Origin of the sequence: Paraburkholderia phymatum (genome assembly GCF_040965635.1) — a bacterium.
Lineage (GTDB): Bacteria > Pseudomonadota > Gammaproteobacteria > Burkholderiales > Burkholderiaceae > Paraburkholderia > Paraburkholderia phymatum_B.
Map to the genome: position 1 here is coordinate 20,810 of NZ_JBFRCH010000021.1, position 14,747 is coordinate 35,556.

The following is a 14,747-nucleotide window of genomic DNA, read 5'->3' on the forward strand; positions in this document are numbered from 1 at the left end:
TAAGCCAGCGAGATCGAGATGAGCACGAAAGTTTTTGTCGACGGACAGGAAGGCACGACCGGCCTGAAAATCTTCGAATACCTGTCGCAGCGCGCAGACGTTGAAATCCTCCGCATCGAAGAAGCCAAGCGCAAGGACATCGACGAGCGCCGTCGTCTCATCAACGCGTCCGACGTCACGTTCCTGTGCCTGCCGGACGTCGCGTCGCGCGAATCGGCCTCGCTCGTCGAGAACGACCGCACTGTGCTGATCGACGCGAGCACGGCATTCCGCACCCATGCCGACTGGGCGTACGGCTTGCCCGAACTGACCCGCGCGCAACGCGAGCGCCTGCGCACGGCCAAGCGCATCGCGGTGCCCGGCTGCCACGCATCGGCGTTCGTGCTGGCCATGCGTCCGCTCGTCGAAGCGGGCGTGGTGTCGGCGGATTTCGCCGCGCACAGCTATTCGATCACCGGCTACAGCGGCGGCGGCAAGAAAATGATCGCGGACTACGAAGCGGGCGGAAACGCGAAGCTCGACAGCCCGCGCCCGTATGCGCTCGGCCTCACGCACAAGCACCTGCCGGAAATGGCCGCGCACACAGGCCTGAAGCACCCGCCCATCTTCACGCCGATCGTCGGCAACTTCTTCAAGGGCCTCGCCGTGACGACGTACCTCACGCCGAGCCAGCTCGCGAAGCCGGCCACGCCGCAAGAAGTGCAGGCGCTCTTCGCCGAGTACTACAGCGGCGAGCAGTTCGTGCGGGTCGCGCCGTTCAACGCGGACGACAACCTCGACAGCGGCTTCTTCGACGTCCAGGCGAACAACGACACGAATCGCGTCGACCTGTTCGTGTTCGGCAGCGAAGAGCGCTTTGTCACGGTCTCGCGGCTCGACAATCTGGGCAAGGGCGCGTCGGGCGCGGCGATCCAGTGCATGAATCTGGCGATCGGCGCAGACGAAGCGACGGGATTGAAACGCTAACCGATCGCTCGCGGACGGCAGGGCCGTCGTTACGCGTCACAAAGCCGGCCATTCAAACGCCGGCTTTTTCTTTGCGCCCGTCAATTCGCGATTTAAAACCATTAATCAAAACACCGCGCAATTCCTTTCGTTTTTCTCACTATCTCCAGCATTCCTGAAAGCTGGCATTTACTACTTCCTTTTTCCCATTCTGAGTATCTGTTACCGCATAGGGAAACTCCGGATTTTTTCGCGAACGATCGTTCGAAGATGATGGAGGCATTTTGCCGTATCGCCCGCCAGCAAAGGGAGAGCGGCATCGAAGGAAATCCGACCGACGTCGAGATAATCCATTTCTGTTTAAAAACGCCAGCCTCGAAGCGTCATGCGACTCTCCGCGCAAAATGGGCTGTTTGAATCGGACTTTTTAGACGATTCGTTCAATTGACAGCCTTAAATCGCGCAGCGAAATTAGCTCGCAAATCAGATCAGTCGGCAAACACGGATCGGAGTAAAGCGCTAAAGCCCCAACTCCGGCCAACAGGGAGACAACAGCATGTACGCCATTTCGAAAGGGCTGGCATGTGCCATTGCCAGCGTGCCGTTTTTGCTCGCGTGCGGCGGAGGGAAAGCGGATAACCCCGGTTCGATCCAGACGAGCCAGTGCTCGGGATCGAACTGCGGCGTGCAAGGGCCGCCGACGTCGACGGCCAGCGCGAGCACGCTCTGCCCCGCCGATGCCGACATCGGCAAGAGCACCTACCTCGGTGGAGCCGGCAGCGGCGAAGTCGTGTCCTTGAACATCGACGCCGTGAAGATGACGTACAAGCTGACGTTTCTGGAGTCGCCGATTCCCGTGTCTGCGGGACAGGTCGACAAGACACGCGCAGGCACGACCGTCACGGGCGCTGTCATGCATCCGCCCGCAGGCATGCTGCCCAACGCCGAGCAGACGCGCTGCGCGTTCATGCTGACGCCGGCCTCGGGCACCGCGCCGTCGACGGGCTCGACGTACACCACATCGTTTTCGTCGGCTAACCCGCCGATCGTGTTCGTCGGCAAAGGCGTCGCGGGCGGCGGCATTCCCGGCGCGGACGTCTCGTACGCCGGCAAGAACATCCTGATCTACCAGAACGTCGGCGCCGTGCCGAGCCGGCACTTCGACTTCTATCCGTTCCTCGGCTTCGCGAGCACGACAACCGATCTCTCGAAGCTCGCCGGCACCTACAACGGCCTGCTGTATCACATCGAGCCATCGGCGAACTACGCGGCGGCCGCAACCAGCACGTCCGAAACGCTCGACGCTAACGGCGCCTGCTCGTCCACATCGAATCCGGCGCCCACTGCCGGCAACACGAGCTCGACGGGATGCCTGTCGACGGGCGACCCGCTGACGCTCAACCCCAACGGCTATTTCGACAGCAATAACGCGCCGCGCATCGAAAACCAGTTCAGCTTGCCGCCGCCGCTCGGCCAAAAGGGCGCGTCGAAGGCCCATATGATCCTCGGTCAGCTGAACGGCGCCACCGTCCCGGTCGTCGTGAGAACGGGCTATGTATTCACCGGCACGGGCGTCATTCCTCTCGACGCGCAGGTCGACGACGAATCCGGCATCGCGATGCTCGCGAGCGCGACGCCGCTCGCGTCGGGCGGCTTCGACGGCGGCTATGTCGGCGCGGACTCGAACTTCAGGTACACCGCGTCGCTGATCCAGGGCGGCCTCGGCACCTTCATCAATCCGACCACGCAAGCAGCCGAAAGCGGCTTCGCGCTGAAGTACGGCCTCGGACATCCCGGCGTCGTGAACGTCGGCGACGCGCAGGGCAAGTCGGGCCTTGCCATCGCCGCTGGCGGACTCTACGCGATCTTCATCGAGGACACGGAAAACGGCGGCATCGCGCCGACGTCGGCCAACGCCGACACCGCCAGTTCGCCTTACTTCAGCGTCGGCGCGCAGATCAGCAAGTGAAGCGCGTGAGAAACCCGGCGACACGTCCATAACGGGCGCCCCGACAACAAGACATGCGGCAAGTGCCGCAGTACGCAACGAACGCAGTACGGCGACAACGCTAGATCACAAGACCGAAGGGCGGCTGGACTGGGAGCCGGCTACCCACAACAAGACAGGGAGGCACAATGAACTGGAAGATTCTTTCGGCGCTGGCTTTTGCCGCGCCGTTGCTCGCGGCTTGCGGCGGTTCGGGCAGCGAAGGCCCGCCGCCGACGGAAGCCCGCCTTTGCCCTTCGTCACTCGATTACGGCACGACCTTCACGGGCGGCGGCGGCGACGGCGAACTCGTCAAGCTGCAACTCGATACGACGAAGATGACGTGGCAAGTTACCTACGTCGAATCGCCGATACCCGCGACGAAGGGAACGGTCGCGCCCACCCGCAAAGGACAGACGGCATCCGGCACGCTCACCCAGGAAACGCAGCTGCCCACCAACAAGCTCAACCAGTGCGCGTTCCGCCTGAACGGCGCGAGTCTCGATCCGAACCGTCCGGCGCGCATCTTCGTCGGCGAGGGCGTGGCGGGCGGCACGATTCCGGGCGCCGAGATCCAGTTCGATGGGATTCTCGGCCAGGGCACGGTGCCTGATACGACATTCCCGTATTACCCGTTCATCGGCTTCTCTTCGATCGAGAAGAATCTTGCCAACATCGCGGGCACGTACAACCAGCTCGGCTATCACCAGATTCCGTCGCAAAACTTCGCACCGACCGTCGTCGATACAAAGATCACGATCAGCGCCGATGGCACCTGGATCGAGTGCGACAACGCGGGCGTCAACGCCGGCAAGTGCCAGCAGCCGGGCACGAACTGGGTGCAGTCGGCCGATGGCAGCGGCGCATTCGAAACCGATAATTTCCAGGGCCAGGGCAAACCGACCCTCGCGACATCGCCTGTCGCGAAAGGCTTCATGATCGTCGGCAAGCTGCGCAACCAGAACGTGCCGATCCTGATCCGCACGGGCGTCGCGAATTCGTCGCTGACGCCGAATCCGCAGAACGGCCTGAGCGGCCCCGTCGCGGACGACGAATCGGGTATCTCGATTCTCGCGCCTCAGACGAACATCGCCGTCAACTCGCAGAACGGCGAGTACATCGGCGTCGACAGCGAGTTCGACTACCGGACGAACGCACTCGTCGGCAATCAGGCGACGCTGCTCGATCCGTTCAACCCGTCGCAGGCCTCGCTGACCAAAGCGCTGAACCTCGATTTCACGCAGACGGTGCCCGGCGTCGTCACGTCGACCTACGCGAGCGCGGCGGCAGGCAGCGCGCCGACCGGCAAGTTCATTTTCACGGGAGGCGTGTTCGGCTTCCTGGACTTGTCGAACGCGTCGTCGCCGTACTTCACGATCGGCGCCTTCGTCCAGTGATGGGCACGCGCTCCGCACCATAAAACGCAACGAGGCGACCGCCCTCCGGCCCGTCCCTCTGCCCGCGCGGCAGAGCGGACGGCCGGGGCGCGGAGCAGACGGCGCCGATAACGCCGTCGCCCGCGCGGCAGGCCGCCCGCTCAGGAGGAACAAAATGAAAAAGCTCTTGGTCGCGGCGTCGGCTGCCGCATTGGGCGCGCTCGCCACGCAGAGGGCGCACGCGCAAAAGGCCGGCGACGATCTCGTCACGCTCGGCTGGTTCCACGTGATGCCGCAGGATTCGAGCACGCCGCTCACGACACACGTCGCGCCCGTGCCGATCAACACGCCATTGCGGCTGCCGAGCTCGTTCACATCACCGGGCACCAGCCTGTCGACGACGAATGCCGACACGGCCGGTCTCGTCTTTTCGCACTTCGTCACCGACCATATCGCGGTGACGTCGGTGGCGGGCATTCCGCCGAAGTTCCAGATCTACGGGCATGGCACGATCCAGCCGCCCGGCCCGGCGGGCGCGCTCGGCAAGCAGGACATCGGTGATCCCGCCGTCAATCCGATCGTGAAGAGCGTGCGGCAATGGAGCCCGGCGCTGATCTTCCAGTATTACTTCGCGTCGGCGACGGCGAAGTTCCGGCCGTTTCTCGGCATCGGCGTGTCGTACAACTGGTTCAGCGACATTCAGCTGAACAATAACTTCGTCACGTCGACGCAGGACAACCTCGGCGCCATTCTCGCCGCGGGCGCGGGCAAGCCGGGCAAGACATCGGTGGAAGCAAAGGCGTCGTCGTCATGGGCGCCCGTCTTCAACGCTGGCGCGATATACAACATCACCGATCATTGGGGTGTGACGGCGTCCGTCACGTATATCCCGCTGAAGACGACTTCATCGGTGATCATCAAGGCGGCGGACGGCACGGAACTGGGCGTATCGAAGGCCGAGCTGAAGGCCGATCCGATCATCACGTACCTCGCGGTGTCGTACAGATTCTGACGACGCTGACGCGAGCGGCTTTGACGGCACCGGCCACGCACAGCGCGCAGACAGGAAACGGACGAAGCGGGGCGAAAAAAAAGCCCGCCAGGTTGGCGGGCTGAATCCATATCAGAGGAGACATGGAGGAGACAAAGACAACTATAGCAAACCCTGTGATGCGTCGCAACATTGAAATTTAGAATGCCCGCTCTACGCGGTATATGGGCGACATATCGCCGAACTGCACCTTTCGGGTGCATTTATTGTGCTTCGCATCATGCCGTCGAGCCGGCCAACGGCCAGCAGGCGGCATCCTTTTCCAGCTTTTCGATCAACGCGTCGCGCATCAACGCAATAGGCCGCATGAGGCGCCCAGGCAGCGCGCCATGTACGAGCCACACGTTCAGTCCGCTGCGAAAATCCGGAACGTCGAGAATCTGCAGCGACTCGCGCTGCGGACTGCGCGCCAGCACTTCCGGCGCCGCAAGCCCCACGCCCAGGCCACGCGCGACGAGCGACAGCTGCAATTCCGAGCCGAATGCCTCGACGGCGACATTGAACGGCAACCCCGCAGCCGACATCGCGCGGCTCAGCGCCGAGCGCATCCCGCAGCCATCCTGATTCAGCACCCACGGATGACAAGACAGCTCGGCAAGCGTCGTCGGCTGCCCGGTGAAACCGAACGAGCGCGGCGCGACGACCACGGTCGGCTTGTACGCGAGCGGCGTCGCGGTGAGCGCTTCCGGCAACGGGACGCCCTCCGGCAGCAGCACGACGGCGGCATCCACCGAGGCGCGCTCGACGCCCTGCAGCAACCCCGGCGACCAGCCCGCCGTCACGCGCAGCGTGAGCTTCGGAAACGCGCTGCGCAGCCGGTCGATGGGCTGCTCCAGCGCGAGTTCGGACAGAAACGGCGGCACGCCGATTTTCAGCTCGCCCGTCGGCTCGCTGTCGGGCGACGCCACGGCCATCAGATCGTCGACGGCGCGCAGCACCGTACGCGCGAGCCCGTATACCTCGTTGCCCGCCGCCGTCGGCCGGAGCGGCTTGCTCTGCCGGTCGAGCAGCTCGATGCCGAGCATCGTCTCCAGATTCTGCACGCGGCGCGTGAGTCCCGGCTGCGTGAGAAACAGCTTTTCCGACGCCCGCACCATTGATCCGCTTTCGACCACCGCGACGAACGCCTGCAAGTCTCGCGTGTTCAAAACATCCTCGCATAAACATTATCGAGATAATTCAATTGTCGCATAACGTCGGCATCCCTACGATAGGTCGGACCGAAACCTTCTGGAGCCAATCGATGAACCGACCCGCCGACACCTGTCCGCGCGCCGTCGCCACAACGCCGCCTTCACCGTCATTGCCGCGATCGCCCGCAACGCCGGGGACTTTGACCACGCCGTTGACGCTCTTCTTCGCCGCCGCCGTCGGCGTGATCGTCGTGAATCTGTCGGCGGCGCAGCCGTTGACGGGGCCCGTCAGCCGTGCGCTGAAACTTCCGCCGGAACTGGCCGGACTGATCGCGATGCTGCCCCAGCTCGGCTACGCGGCCGGTTTGTTGCTGCTCGTGCCGCTATGCGATCTGCTTGAAAACCGCCGGCTCATCGTCAGGACGCTCGCGTGCTGTGCTGTGTTCCTCGCGCTGTCGGCGCTCGCTCGGTCGGGCTGGCTATTTCTGGCGTCGGCATTTCTGGCGGGCGCGACGTCGAGCGTGATCCAGATGCTCGTGCCGATGGCCGCGTCGATGGCGCCGGAAAGCCGGCGAGGGCGCGCCGTCGGCAATGTGATGAGCGGACTGATGCTCGGCATTCTGCTGTCGCGTCCGCTGGCGAGCGTGATCGCGGGGTCGTTCGGATGGCGTTCGTTCTACGGCATCGAAGCGGCCGCCGATGCGTTGCTTGCGTTCGTCCTCTATGTTCAGTTGCCGAACCACACGCCTCCTGTGCGCGCGCGATACACGGAAATGCTGCGCTCACTGTGGACGCTGCTGCGCACCGAGCCCGTACTGCAACGGCGCGCGACGCTGGCCGCTCTCGCGCTGGGCGCATTCAGCGCCTTCTGGACAGCCATCGCATTGCGGCTCGCGCAGCCGCCGTTTTCGCTCGGCATGCAAGGCATCGCGGCATTCGCGCTGGCGGGCGCCACGGGCGCGATCGTCACGCCGCTCGCCGGCTATCTCGGCGATCGCGGCGCGGAGCGCGCGACGCAGATCGTCTCGCATCTGGTGATGATCGGCGCCGTTCTTGTGCTGGGTGTCGCGGGCGCGGGCTGGGGCGGATTCTCGCCGACCGCGCATCCCGTTGCGGCGCTCGCGCTGCTGGTCGCCGGTGCGGCGGCGCTCGATGCCGGTGTGATCACCGATCAGACGCTCGGACGACGCGCGATCAATCTCATCAACCCGAGCGCACGCGGTCGGTTGAATGCGCTCTTCGTGGGTATTTTCTTTATCGGCGGAGCGATTGGCGCCGCGCTCGCAGGTGCGGCGTGGGCATGGGCCGGATGGAGCGGCGTGTGCGCGATCGCCTTGAGTTTCACGATCGCCGTCTTGCTGTTCGGATTCGTCGAACGCGTTGCCCAGCGGACCCGACATTGACAGTGAACCGCTCGCCGCAAGGCCGCGCGAGCGAGCGGAACAATCGATGACCGGGTCGCCGCGCTGAACCTCGCGGGCGAGCGTGAAGCGTCAGTGCCGCACCAGCGCCATCATCGCGCCGAAGCCGACGAACACGCCGCCCGTCAGCCGGTTGAACGCCTTTGCGACGCTGCTGCTTTTAAGCTTCGCGCCGATCTGCGTGCCGCAGCCCGCGTACACGATGTACCAGCTGATTTCGAGCACGGCTGTCGTCGCGACGAGAACCGCGAACTGAGGCAGCGTCGGGCGCGAGGCGTCGATGAATTGCGGCAGCAGCGCAGCCGAAAACAGAATCGCCTTCGGATTGCTGCTGCCGACGAGAAAGCCGTTGCGAAACAGCGAGCCGCGGGAACGGGTGAGCTTGCTGCCTGAGTCATCGGCCGAAGCCTCGATTTTCGCCGCTGCGATTTCGCTCGCGGGCGCGCGCCATGCCTTCACGCCGAGATAGATCAGATACGCCGCCCCAAGCAGGCGCAACGCGTTGAACATCGTCGGCCACGCTTTCAGGAACACGCCAAGACCGGCGACGGACACGGCCAGCATCAGCATCAGCGACATCAGACAGCCGGCCATCGTGGCCGTCGTTTGACGCATGCCGTAGCGCGCGCCGTGCGTCATCATCAAAAGCATGTTCGGACCGGGGATCGCGCAGACGACAAAAACCGTGGCCACGTACAGCCACCAGGTATGCAGACTCATGATGCTTGGTGCTCGATGAAATGGAAAACGGACGGGACGGACATTATGCCCGCCCCGCCCGTTGCGCGCCGAAGCCCGCCGCCTGCCGTCGCGAATGACAGCAAGGATCGACAAGCGCCGGCCCGGTTCAAGGCGAATTCAGGCGATCGGCGGGCCGCCCGCTATCTGGCGTCAACGGCCCGCTCGGCGCGATGCGACTTGCCCCAGCACGGCGAAATCCTTCTCACCGTCTCCATGAGCGACGGCTTCGATCAGGCTGTCGCGCACGACGCTCGCTACCGGCAGCGGTGTCGAAACGGAGTCCGCTGCCGCCAGCGCGAGCCGCACGTCCTTCAGGCCAAGCCGAGCCTTGAAAAGCGCCGGCTCGTAGCGCCTTTCCGCGATCATCTTGCCGTAGCCCTGATACACCGGCCCGGGGAACACGCTATTCGTGATGACATCGAGAAAATCCTGCATTGCGACGCCATGACCGCCAAGCAGCGCCGACGCTTCGCCGAGCGTCTCCACGGCGGACGCCAGCATGAAGTTCGCCGCGAGCTTCACGACGTTCGCCTGCTGCGGCAGCGAGCCGATGCGCCACGTCTTCTGGCCGATCGAATCGAACACTGGCTGAACGCGGTCGATCGCCTCGGCGGGACCGGCGGCGACGATGGTCAGCTTCGCAGCCGCCGCCACGTCCGGCCGGCCCATCACGGGCGCCGCCACGTAATGCACGCCCCGGCTCGCGTGCGCGGTCGCCAGTTCTTCGGCGAGCGAGACGGAAATTGTCGCCATGTTCACGTGGATCAACCCGCGCGGCGCATGCTCGAGCAACGACGCGCTGATGACATCGCGCAGCGCGGCATCGTCGGCGAGCATCGAGAAGACGGCGTCCCCGGCGAAAGCCTCGGCGGGCGAACCCACCACCTGTGCGCCCAGTTCGGCGAGCGGCTGCGCCTTGTCCGGCGAGCGGTTCCACACGCGCACACTGTGCCCGGCTTTCAAGATGTTTGCGACCATCGCGCCGCCCATCTCGCCGAGACCGATAAAACCGATGTCCATCAATAACTCCTGTTCAACAGAACTCGCAGTAGAGCACAGTCGCGCGGGCCGTGCTCGTAATTGCCCATCGGCACCGCGCCGGACGCAGTGCCATACTCGCACCATGGTCACCGCGACTTTCCGCTTCTACGAAGAATTGAACGACTTCCTGGCGCGGCCGCTGCGTCGGCAGTCATTCAGTTGCGAGTGCGCGCGCGCCGCCACGGCCAAGCATATGATCGAAGCGCTCGGCGTGCCGCATACGGAAGTCGAGCTGATCGTCGTGAACGGCGAATCGGTCGGCTTCGAGCATCAGTTGCAGGAAGGCGATCGCGTTGCCGTCTATCCGAAGTTCGAGGCGCTCGATATCCAGCCGCTGCTGCGCGTACGCGAGCGTCCGTTACGCGTGGTGCGCTTCGTCGCGGACGCGCATCTAGGCGGGCTCGCGCAATTGCTGCGGCTGGCCGGCTTTGACACACTCTACGACAACCACTACGCCGATTCGCACATCGAGTCGATCGCTTCCGATGAAGATCGCATCGTCCTCACGCGCGACCGGGAACTGCTCAAACGCCGCACGATCACGCATGGCTGCTATGTGCGCGCATTGAAGCCCGAAGCGCAATTGCGCGAGATTTTCGGCCGGCTCGATCTGGCGGGCACCGCGCGGCCGTTTCGCCTGTGCCTCACATGCAACGCGCCGCTGCGGCGCATTCCAAAGGACGAAGCAATCGGACGCGCGCCCGCTGGGGTGCTCGAGCGGCATTCGCAGTTCGTGACTTGCGACATCTGCCGACGGGTCTTTTGGGAAGGTTCCCACTGGCGGCGAATGCGCGCGTTGATGGATAGCGTGACGGGCGCGCAGACTGCCGCGCAATAACCTCCGCCCCGCTGTCCACACACGGCGCTGCTCGACCGGCATTTCAGGCGCGCGCGATGCGTACAATGTTGGATTGCTTATTCGTTAGAGGCCTTCAGCATGGCAATGAAGAAATTCGACCTTGAGAAGAACAAGGCGCTGAAACTGGGCAACCAGATGAAACAGACTCTCGCCGCCGACCGTTTCGGCAAGGCATCGTCGCAACAGCCGCAACTCGACCGGCGCGAACAGCGCAAGCTCGATCAGGCGATGGGCCTCGTGCCGTTTGCGTGCAAGCTGCCGCAAGCGCTCGTCGATCAGTTGAAGGAGCGTGCCGCGACGCATCCGGAAGGCATGAACGCGCTGATCGCCGAATTGCTGGTCAACGGACTCGCAGCGAGCGCTTGAACGCACGCGAAGCGCGACGTCGACGCGATTCGTTCAGACGCGTGACTCGGGCACCACTGCCCGCGCTGAAAATGCAAAAGGCCGAAGCATCCGCTTCGGCCTTTCTTGTTGCTGCGCCAGCGACGCTGCGAAGGCGCCCGTGCCATCGAAGATGACGCGCCGGCGAACCGCCCGCGGCTGGCGCGACGAACGGGCTGCTTAGTTCGTCGTGCCCTTGTCGTTCGTACCTGCAGCCGAAGCGGCGCTCGACACACCAGCACGCTTGCCGTGCGTCTTCAGTTGCTTGTGGGCGTGCTTCGGCTTGGCGGCGCTAGCGGCTGCCGGTGCTGCGTCGGATGCCTGTGCGAAAGCCTGAACGGACACGAGTGCGAGCGAGGCGGTGATGAGCGAGGCGATGATCTTCTTCATGTATGTTTATCCCCAAAACCTGACGACTTTTAAGTCAAATGTTGAATTGGAACAGCATGACGGTGAAGCCGGCCGGGCCACACAGCGCCTCCCGGCTCCCCGCGGGGGAGTATCACGCAGCGTAGGCAGTTTGTCATCCCATAAAGTTGGACTGTATTTTCGGGGACACATTTAGCTTACTCGATGCTTTCACCCCTCGACGCTTCGCCGATGGCGCGCCCGGGTATCATGTCGGCTGCCGCGAATGCCGTCATGAATCATCGTTTCGTCTGAAGGGACACGCGCCCTATGCGCTGTGGATCGCGCGAAAACGCATTGCCTTGCAGAAAATCTCCGCTTGAAAACCGCCACCCGCCAACACCTGCGCGCGAATCTTCTGATGCTCTTCGCCGCCATGATCTGGGGCAGCGCGTTCGTCGCGCAGCGTCTGAGCCTCGATGCAATCGGACCGTCTCTCTTTACCGGGCTGCGCTTTCTGCTGGGCGCTTTCGTCGTGATGATCGTCTGGTCGGTGGCGCGACGCCTCAAGCCCGGCATCCCGAAGGAAACGACCCCCGCAATCGCCGTTTCGACCGCACGCAAGCTATGGCGCGACGGCGCGCTGCTCGGCCTGCTGGTCGCCGTGTCGATTTCGTGCCAGCAGATCGGCCTTCAGTACACGAAAGTCGCCAACGCGGGCTTCATCAGCTCGCTGTATGTCGTCATCGTGCCGTTGATGGGCGTCGTGCTGCGCCATCAGACAGGCCTCGGCGTGTGGCTCGGCGCGCTGCTGGCCGCGCTCGGCATGTACTTCCTGAGCGTCGACGAGCATTTTTCCATTCTGTACGGCGACTGGCTCCAGCTGGCGGGCGCCATCGTCATTTCTGTTCAGGTGGTGCTGGTCAGCCGTTTTGCGCGCCGTCACGATCCGCTTGCGCTCGCGCTGGTGCAGTTCGTCGTGTGCGGCGTCGTGAGCCTCGCGATCGGACTCGCCGTCGATCCGCTGCGCCTGAGCGACATCGTCCGCGCCGCGCCGACGATTCTCTATGGCGGCGCGCTGTCGGTGGGTGTCGCGTACACGATTCAGGTAGTCGCGCAAAAAGATGCCGCGCCCGCGCACGCCGCCGTGATCTTCAGCATGGAAGGCGTATTCGCGGCGCTGGCCGGCTGGCTCGTGCTCGGAGAAACGCTCGCGGCGCGCGCAATGCTGGGCTGCCCGCTGATGCTCGCGGGCCTGATCGTCTGCCAGGTGATGCCGATGTGGAGCGGACGGCACCAGGTGTTGTCCGATTCAGCGGAACCCGCCTGAAGCGCGGCTCGCCGGGATCACGCCGCGCGAGCGGTCACGAGCGGTCACGAGCGGTCACGAGCGGTCACGAGCGGTCACGAGCTGTCACGAGCGGTCACGAGCTGTCACGAGCTGTCACGAGCTGTCACGAGCAGTCGCACGGGCCCGCGAGCGATCACGAGCGGCGACAAGCAACCACAAACGATCACAAGCCGCTTCAGGCGACGGCCTGCGCGACCAACGCGCTCTGCCAGCTTTCGTCGTCGGAACCCCGCTTCTTCGGCGTCGGCGGAAAGACGCACCAGCAGCCGTCGTCGTGACGAAAGAAGAAAAGCGAGCGCCGACCGTCCGGCAGAGATGTCTCGACGCGCACGTAGCGGGTGTTGTCCCGTTTCGTGCGGCCGACCTGCGTGACGCGCACAGGTGCTGAAACCGGCCCCAGCCACTTGTCGACCAGAAAATGCAGCGACTGTTCAGTGGCGGGTTTCATGACGTTCTCCACGTCGTCTTGTCGCGGGAGCCTTCGCGCGCTTTGTCAGGCTTTTCCTGCTCTTCCTCCGCTGCTTCTGCTGCTGCAAGCTCCATCGCCCGTTGCGTCGCAGCTGCGCGAAGCGCCCTGCAATCCGCCGCGTGCCGCATGTCCGACAGTAGCCGAACCAGTTGTCGCGCGTTTCTACGTTTCATAGCACCCCCGCACTGCACAAGAGACTTGAGAAAGCACTTTAACTTTAGGCGCTGATCTCCCGTCTCTCTAGTTGTTTTGACGAAATAGCAACAGTCAGATTCGAATGGGAGCACTGAGTATTTCGACGGTTTTCATCGTGTCCCCGCCATTGCCCGCAGTCTGTGCGCTGGCGACCGCAATCCGTGCGGCGTGCGGCCCGCGCAACGCCTGATATGGCATCGAATATGCGGTTGCGCCGTACATGTGCGCGTCGACGAAAACGATCAGTTGACCGAATCGGCCTTTTGCGTCCATGTCCTCTGACATGCCGCAAGCGCTGCGCCCGCGGCAAGCAGACATGCCGAATAGATGAGGCCGCGTTCGAGACCGGCGCCGTCGGACACCCAGCCGATCACCGTCGGCCCGACGATCTGCCCGAACGCGAACACGATCGTGAACGCGCTGATGCCGCGTGCCCAATGCGCGGCGGGCAGGTTGTGACGCACGAACGCCGTTGTCGATGCGACGGCGGAGAGGAACGTCGCGCCGAACAGCAGCCCCGACGCAAACGCGACGACGGGATGCGCGATGAGCGCCGGCAACAGCGTTGCGAACGCAAGCAGCGCATTGAGCACGGCCAGCGCCTGGCCGCCGCGCATGCGGTCGAGCAGCCGCGACCAGATGCGCGCGGAGACGATCGTCGCCATGCCTAGCAGCACATAGAAGCCCGTCACGACGCCGTCGCTCATGCCGCCGCCACGCAACAGCGCGACGATGAACGTCATGTAGCCGATATAGCCGACGCCGAAAAGCCCGTAGCCGGACAGCGCGAACGCATAGCGAAAGACAGATGCGGGCCGCGTCGTTGCGGCGGTTTCGCCCGCGCCCGCGACGATTGACAACGCGACGCACGCGCCCGCAAGCGCAAACCATGCGAATTGCCAGCCATGCACTGCCTGCACGAGCGTCGCGGGCACGAGCAGCGCCGATGCGACGATGCCCCATCCCGTGCCGCCGTAGTAGAGGCCGAGAACGAGCCCTGCATCGCGCGGGCTCGACGATGCGAGCCGCGCCGCCAGCACGCCGCCGCTCACGAAGATGAACGCGCTCGCGATGCCCGTCGCGACACGTTGCGCAAACAGAGCGTTGGTATCGGACAGCATGCCTGTCGCTGCCATCAGCAAGGCCGTCGCAATGCATCCGCCGATAAAGAGCGCGCCCGCCGGCCAGCGCCGCGACAGTCGAGGAAACGCCAGCGCGCCGAGCAGATAGCCGAGCGCGTTCGCCGTGTTCATCGCGCCCGCTCGCGCAAAGCTCCAGCCGAGGTCCGTTTTCATCGCCGGCAGCAGCAGCGCGTACGAAAAGCGCGCGAGCCCCAGCGCAATCGCGCTGCCCATCGACAGGCTGATGGCGAGCCACAGCGTCCGTCCGCGGCGCGGCAAGCGAGCGTCCTGCGCGGCGCTCGACGCTTCGCCGGGTAACGCTTCA

The 14,747-nt window shown here is 64.3% G+C and carries 14 protein-coding genes; 8 read left to right on the forward strand and 6 right to left on the reverse strand.

The genetic code is table 11. The features are described from left to right. Positions 1-18: 18 nt before the first annotated feature. From argC to AB4Y32_RS27500, 4 genes are all read left to right on the forward strand, one after another. The gene (gene argC / locus AB4Y32_RS27485; protein WP_368724382.1) at positions 19-966 is read left to right on the forward strand and encodes an N-acetyl-gamma-glutamyl-phosphate reductase; all 948 of its coding nucleotides are present in this window, start codon (positions 19-21) and stop codon (positions 964-966) included. A 535-nt stretch (positions 967-1,501) separates the two neighbouring features. Continuing rightward, positions 1,502-2,914, forward strand: coding sequence for a DUF2957 domain-containing protein (locus AB4Y32_RS27490; RefSeq protein ID WP_368724383.1), 1,413 nt, complete (start codon positions 1,502-1,504; stop codon positions 2,912-2,914). Between the two features lie 167 nt (positions 2,915-3,081). Continuing rightward, complete coding sequence (locus AB4Y32_RS27495) at positions 3,082-4,329, forward strand: DUF2957 domain-containing protein (protein ID WP_368724384.1); 1,248 nt, start codon at positions 3,082-3,084, stop codon at positions 4,327-4,329. A 154-nt stretch (positions 4,330-4,483) separates the two neighbouring features. After that, positions 4,484-5,320: an OmpW family protein gene (locus AB4Y32_RS27500; protein WP_368724385.1), complete on the forward strand. Its 837-nt coding sequence runs from the start codon at positions 4,484-4,486 to the stop codon at positions 5,318-5,320. A gap of 257 nt (positions 5,321-5,577) precedes the next feature. Here the strand turns inward: AB4Y32_RS27500 and AB4Y32_RS27505 are convergent, their stop codons facing one another. After that, positions 5,578-6,507, reverse strand: coding sequence for a LysR family transcriptional regulator (locus AB4Y32_RS27505; RefSeq protein ID WP_368724386.1), 930 nt, complete (start codon positions 6,505-6,507; stop codon positions 5,578-5,580). Positions 6,508-6,602: 95 nt separating this feature from the next. Here AB4Y32_RS27505 and AB4Y32_RS27510 point away from each other — a divergent pair, with 95 nt between their 5' ends. Then, a complete protein-coding gene (locus AB4Y32_RS27510; RefSeq protein ID WP_368724387.1) occupies positions 6,603-7,895 on the forward strand; it encodes an MFS transporter in 1,293 nt (430 codons plus the stop codon). 90 nt (positions 7,896-7,985) lie between these two features. On the opposite strand, the gene AB4Y32_RS27515 is transcribed toward AB4Y32_RS27510, so the two are convergent. Further along, positions 7,986-8,633, reverse strand: coding sequence for a LysE family translocator (locus AB4Y32_RS27515; protein WP_368724388.1), 648 nt, complete (start codon positions 8,631-8,633; stop codon positions 7,986-7,988). Between the two features lie 171 nt (positions 8,634-8,804). After that, positions 8,805-9,674 carry an NAD(P)-dependent oxidoreductase gene (locus AB4Y32_RS27520; protein ID WP_368724389.1) on the reverse strand — a complete coding sequence of 290 codons (870 nt, stop codon included), beginning with the start codon at positions 9,672-9,674 and terminating at the stop codon, positions 8,805-8,807. A gap of 103 nt (positions 9,675-9,777) precedes the next feature. Between AB4Y32_RS27520 and AB4Y32_RS27525 the strand changes: the two genes are divergently transcribed. After that, on the forward strand, positions 9,778-10,533 hold the full coding sequence (locus tag AB4Y32_RS27525) for a Mut7-C RNAse domain-containing protein (RefSeq protein ID WP_368724390.1): 756 nt from the start codon (positions 9,778-9,780) through the stop codon (positions 10,531-10,533). Positions 10,534-10,632: 99 nt separating this feature from the next. Beyond that, the gene (locus AB4Y32_RS27530; RefSeq protein WP_368724391.1) at positions 10,633-10,920 is read left to right on the forward strand and encodes a hypothetical protein; all 288 of its coding nucleotides are present in this window, start codon (positions 10,633-10,635) and stop codon (positions 10,918-10,920) included. Positions 10,921-11,118: 198 nt separating this feature from the next. Here AB4Y32_RS27530 and AB4Y32_RS27535 read toward each other — a convergent pair whose 3' ends face one another. Continuing rightward, a complete protein-coding gene (locus AB4Y32_RS27535) occupies positions 11,119-11,328 on the reverse strand; it encodes a hypothetical protein (protein WP_087736240.1) in 210 nt (69 codons plus the stop codon). Between the two features lie 337 nt (positions 11,329-11,665). On the opposite strand from AB4Y32_RS27535, the gene AB4Y32_RS27540 reads away from it, so the two are divergent. Then, positions 11,666-12,616, forward strand: coding sequence for a DMT family transporter (locus AB4Y32_RS27540; protein ID WP_368724392.1), 951 nt, complete (start codon positions 11,666-11,668; stop codon positions 12,614-12,616). A gap of 196 nt (positions 12,617-12,812) precedes the next feature. Here AB4Y32_RS27540 and AB4Y32_RS27545 read toward each other — a convergent pair whose 3' ends face one another. Both AB4Y32_RS27545 and AB4Y32_RS27550 read right to left on the reverse strand, forming a co-directional pair. Beyond that, positions 12,813-13,085, reverse strand: a complete 273-nt coding sequence (locus AB4Y32_RS27545) for a hypothetical protein (protein WP_368724393.1) — start codon at positions 13,083-13,085, stop codon at positions 12,813-12,815. A gap of 458 nt (positions 13,086-13,543) precedes the next feature. Continuing rightward, the gene (locus AB4Y32_RS27550) at positions 13,544-14,656 is read right to left on the reverse strand and encodes a YbfB/YjiJ family MFS transporter (protein WP_368724461.1); all 1,113 of its coding nucleotides are present in this window, start codon (positions 14,654-14,656) and stop codon (positions 13,544-13,546) included. Between the last annotated feature and the right edge of the window lie 91 nt (positions 14,657-14,747).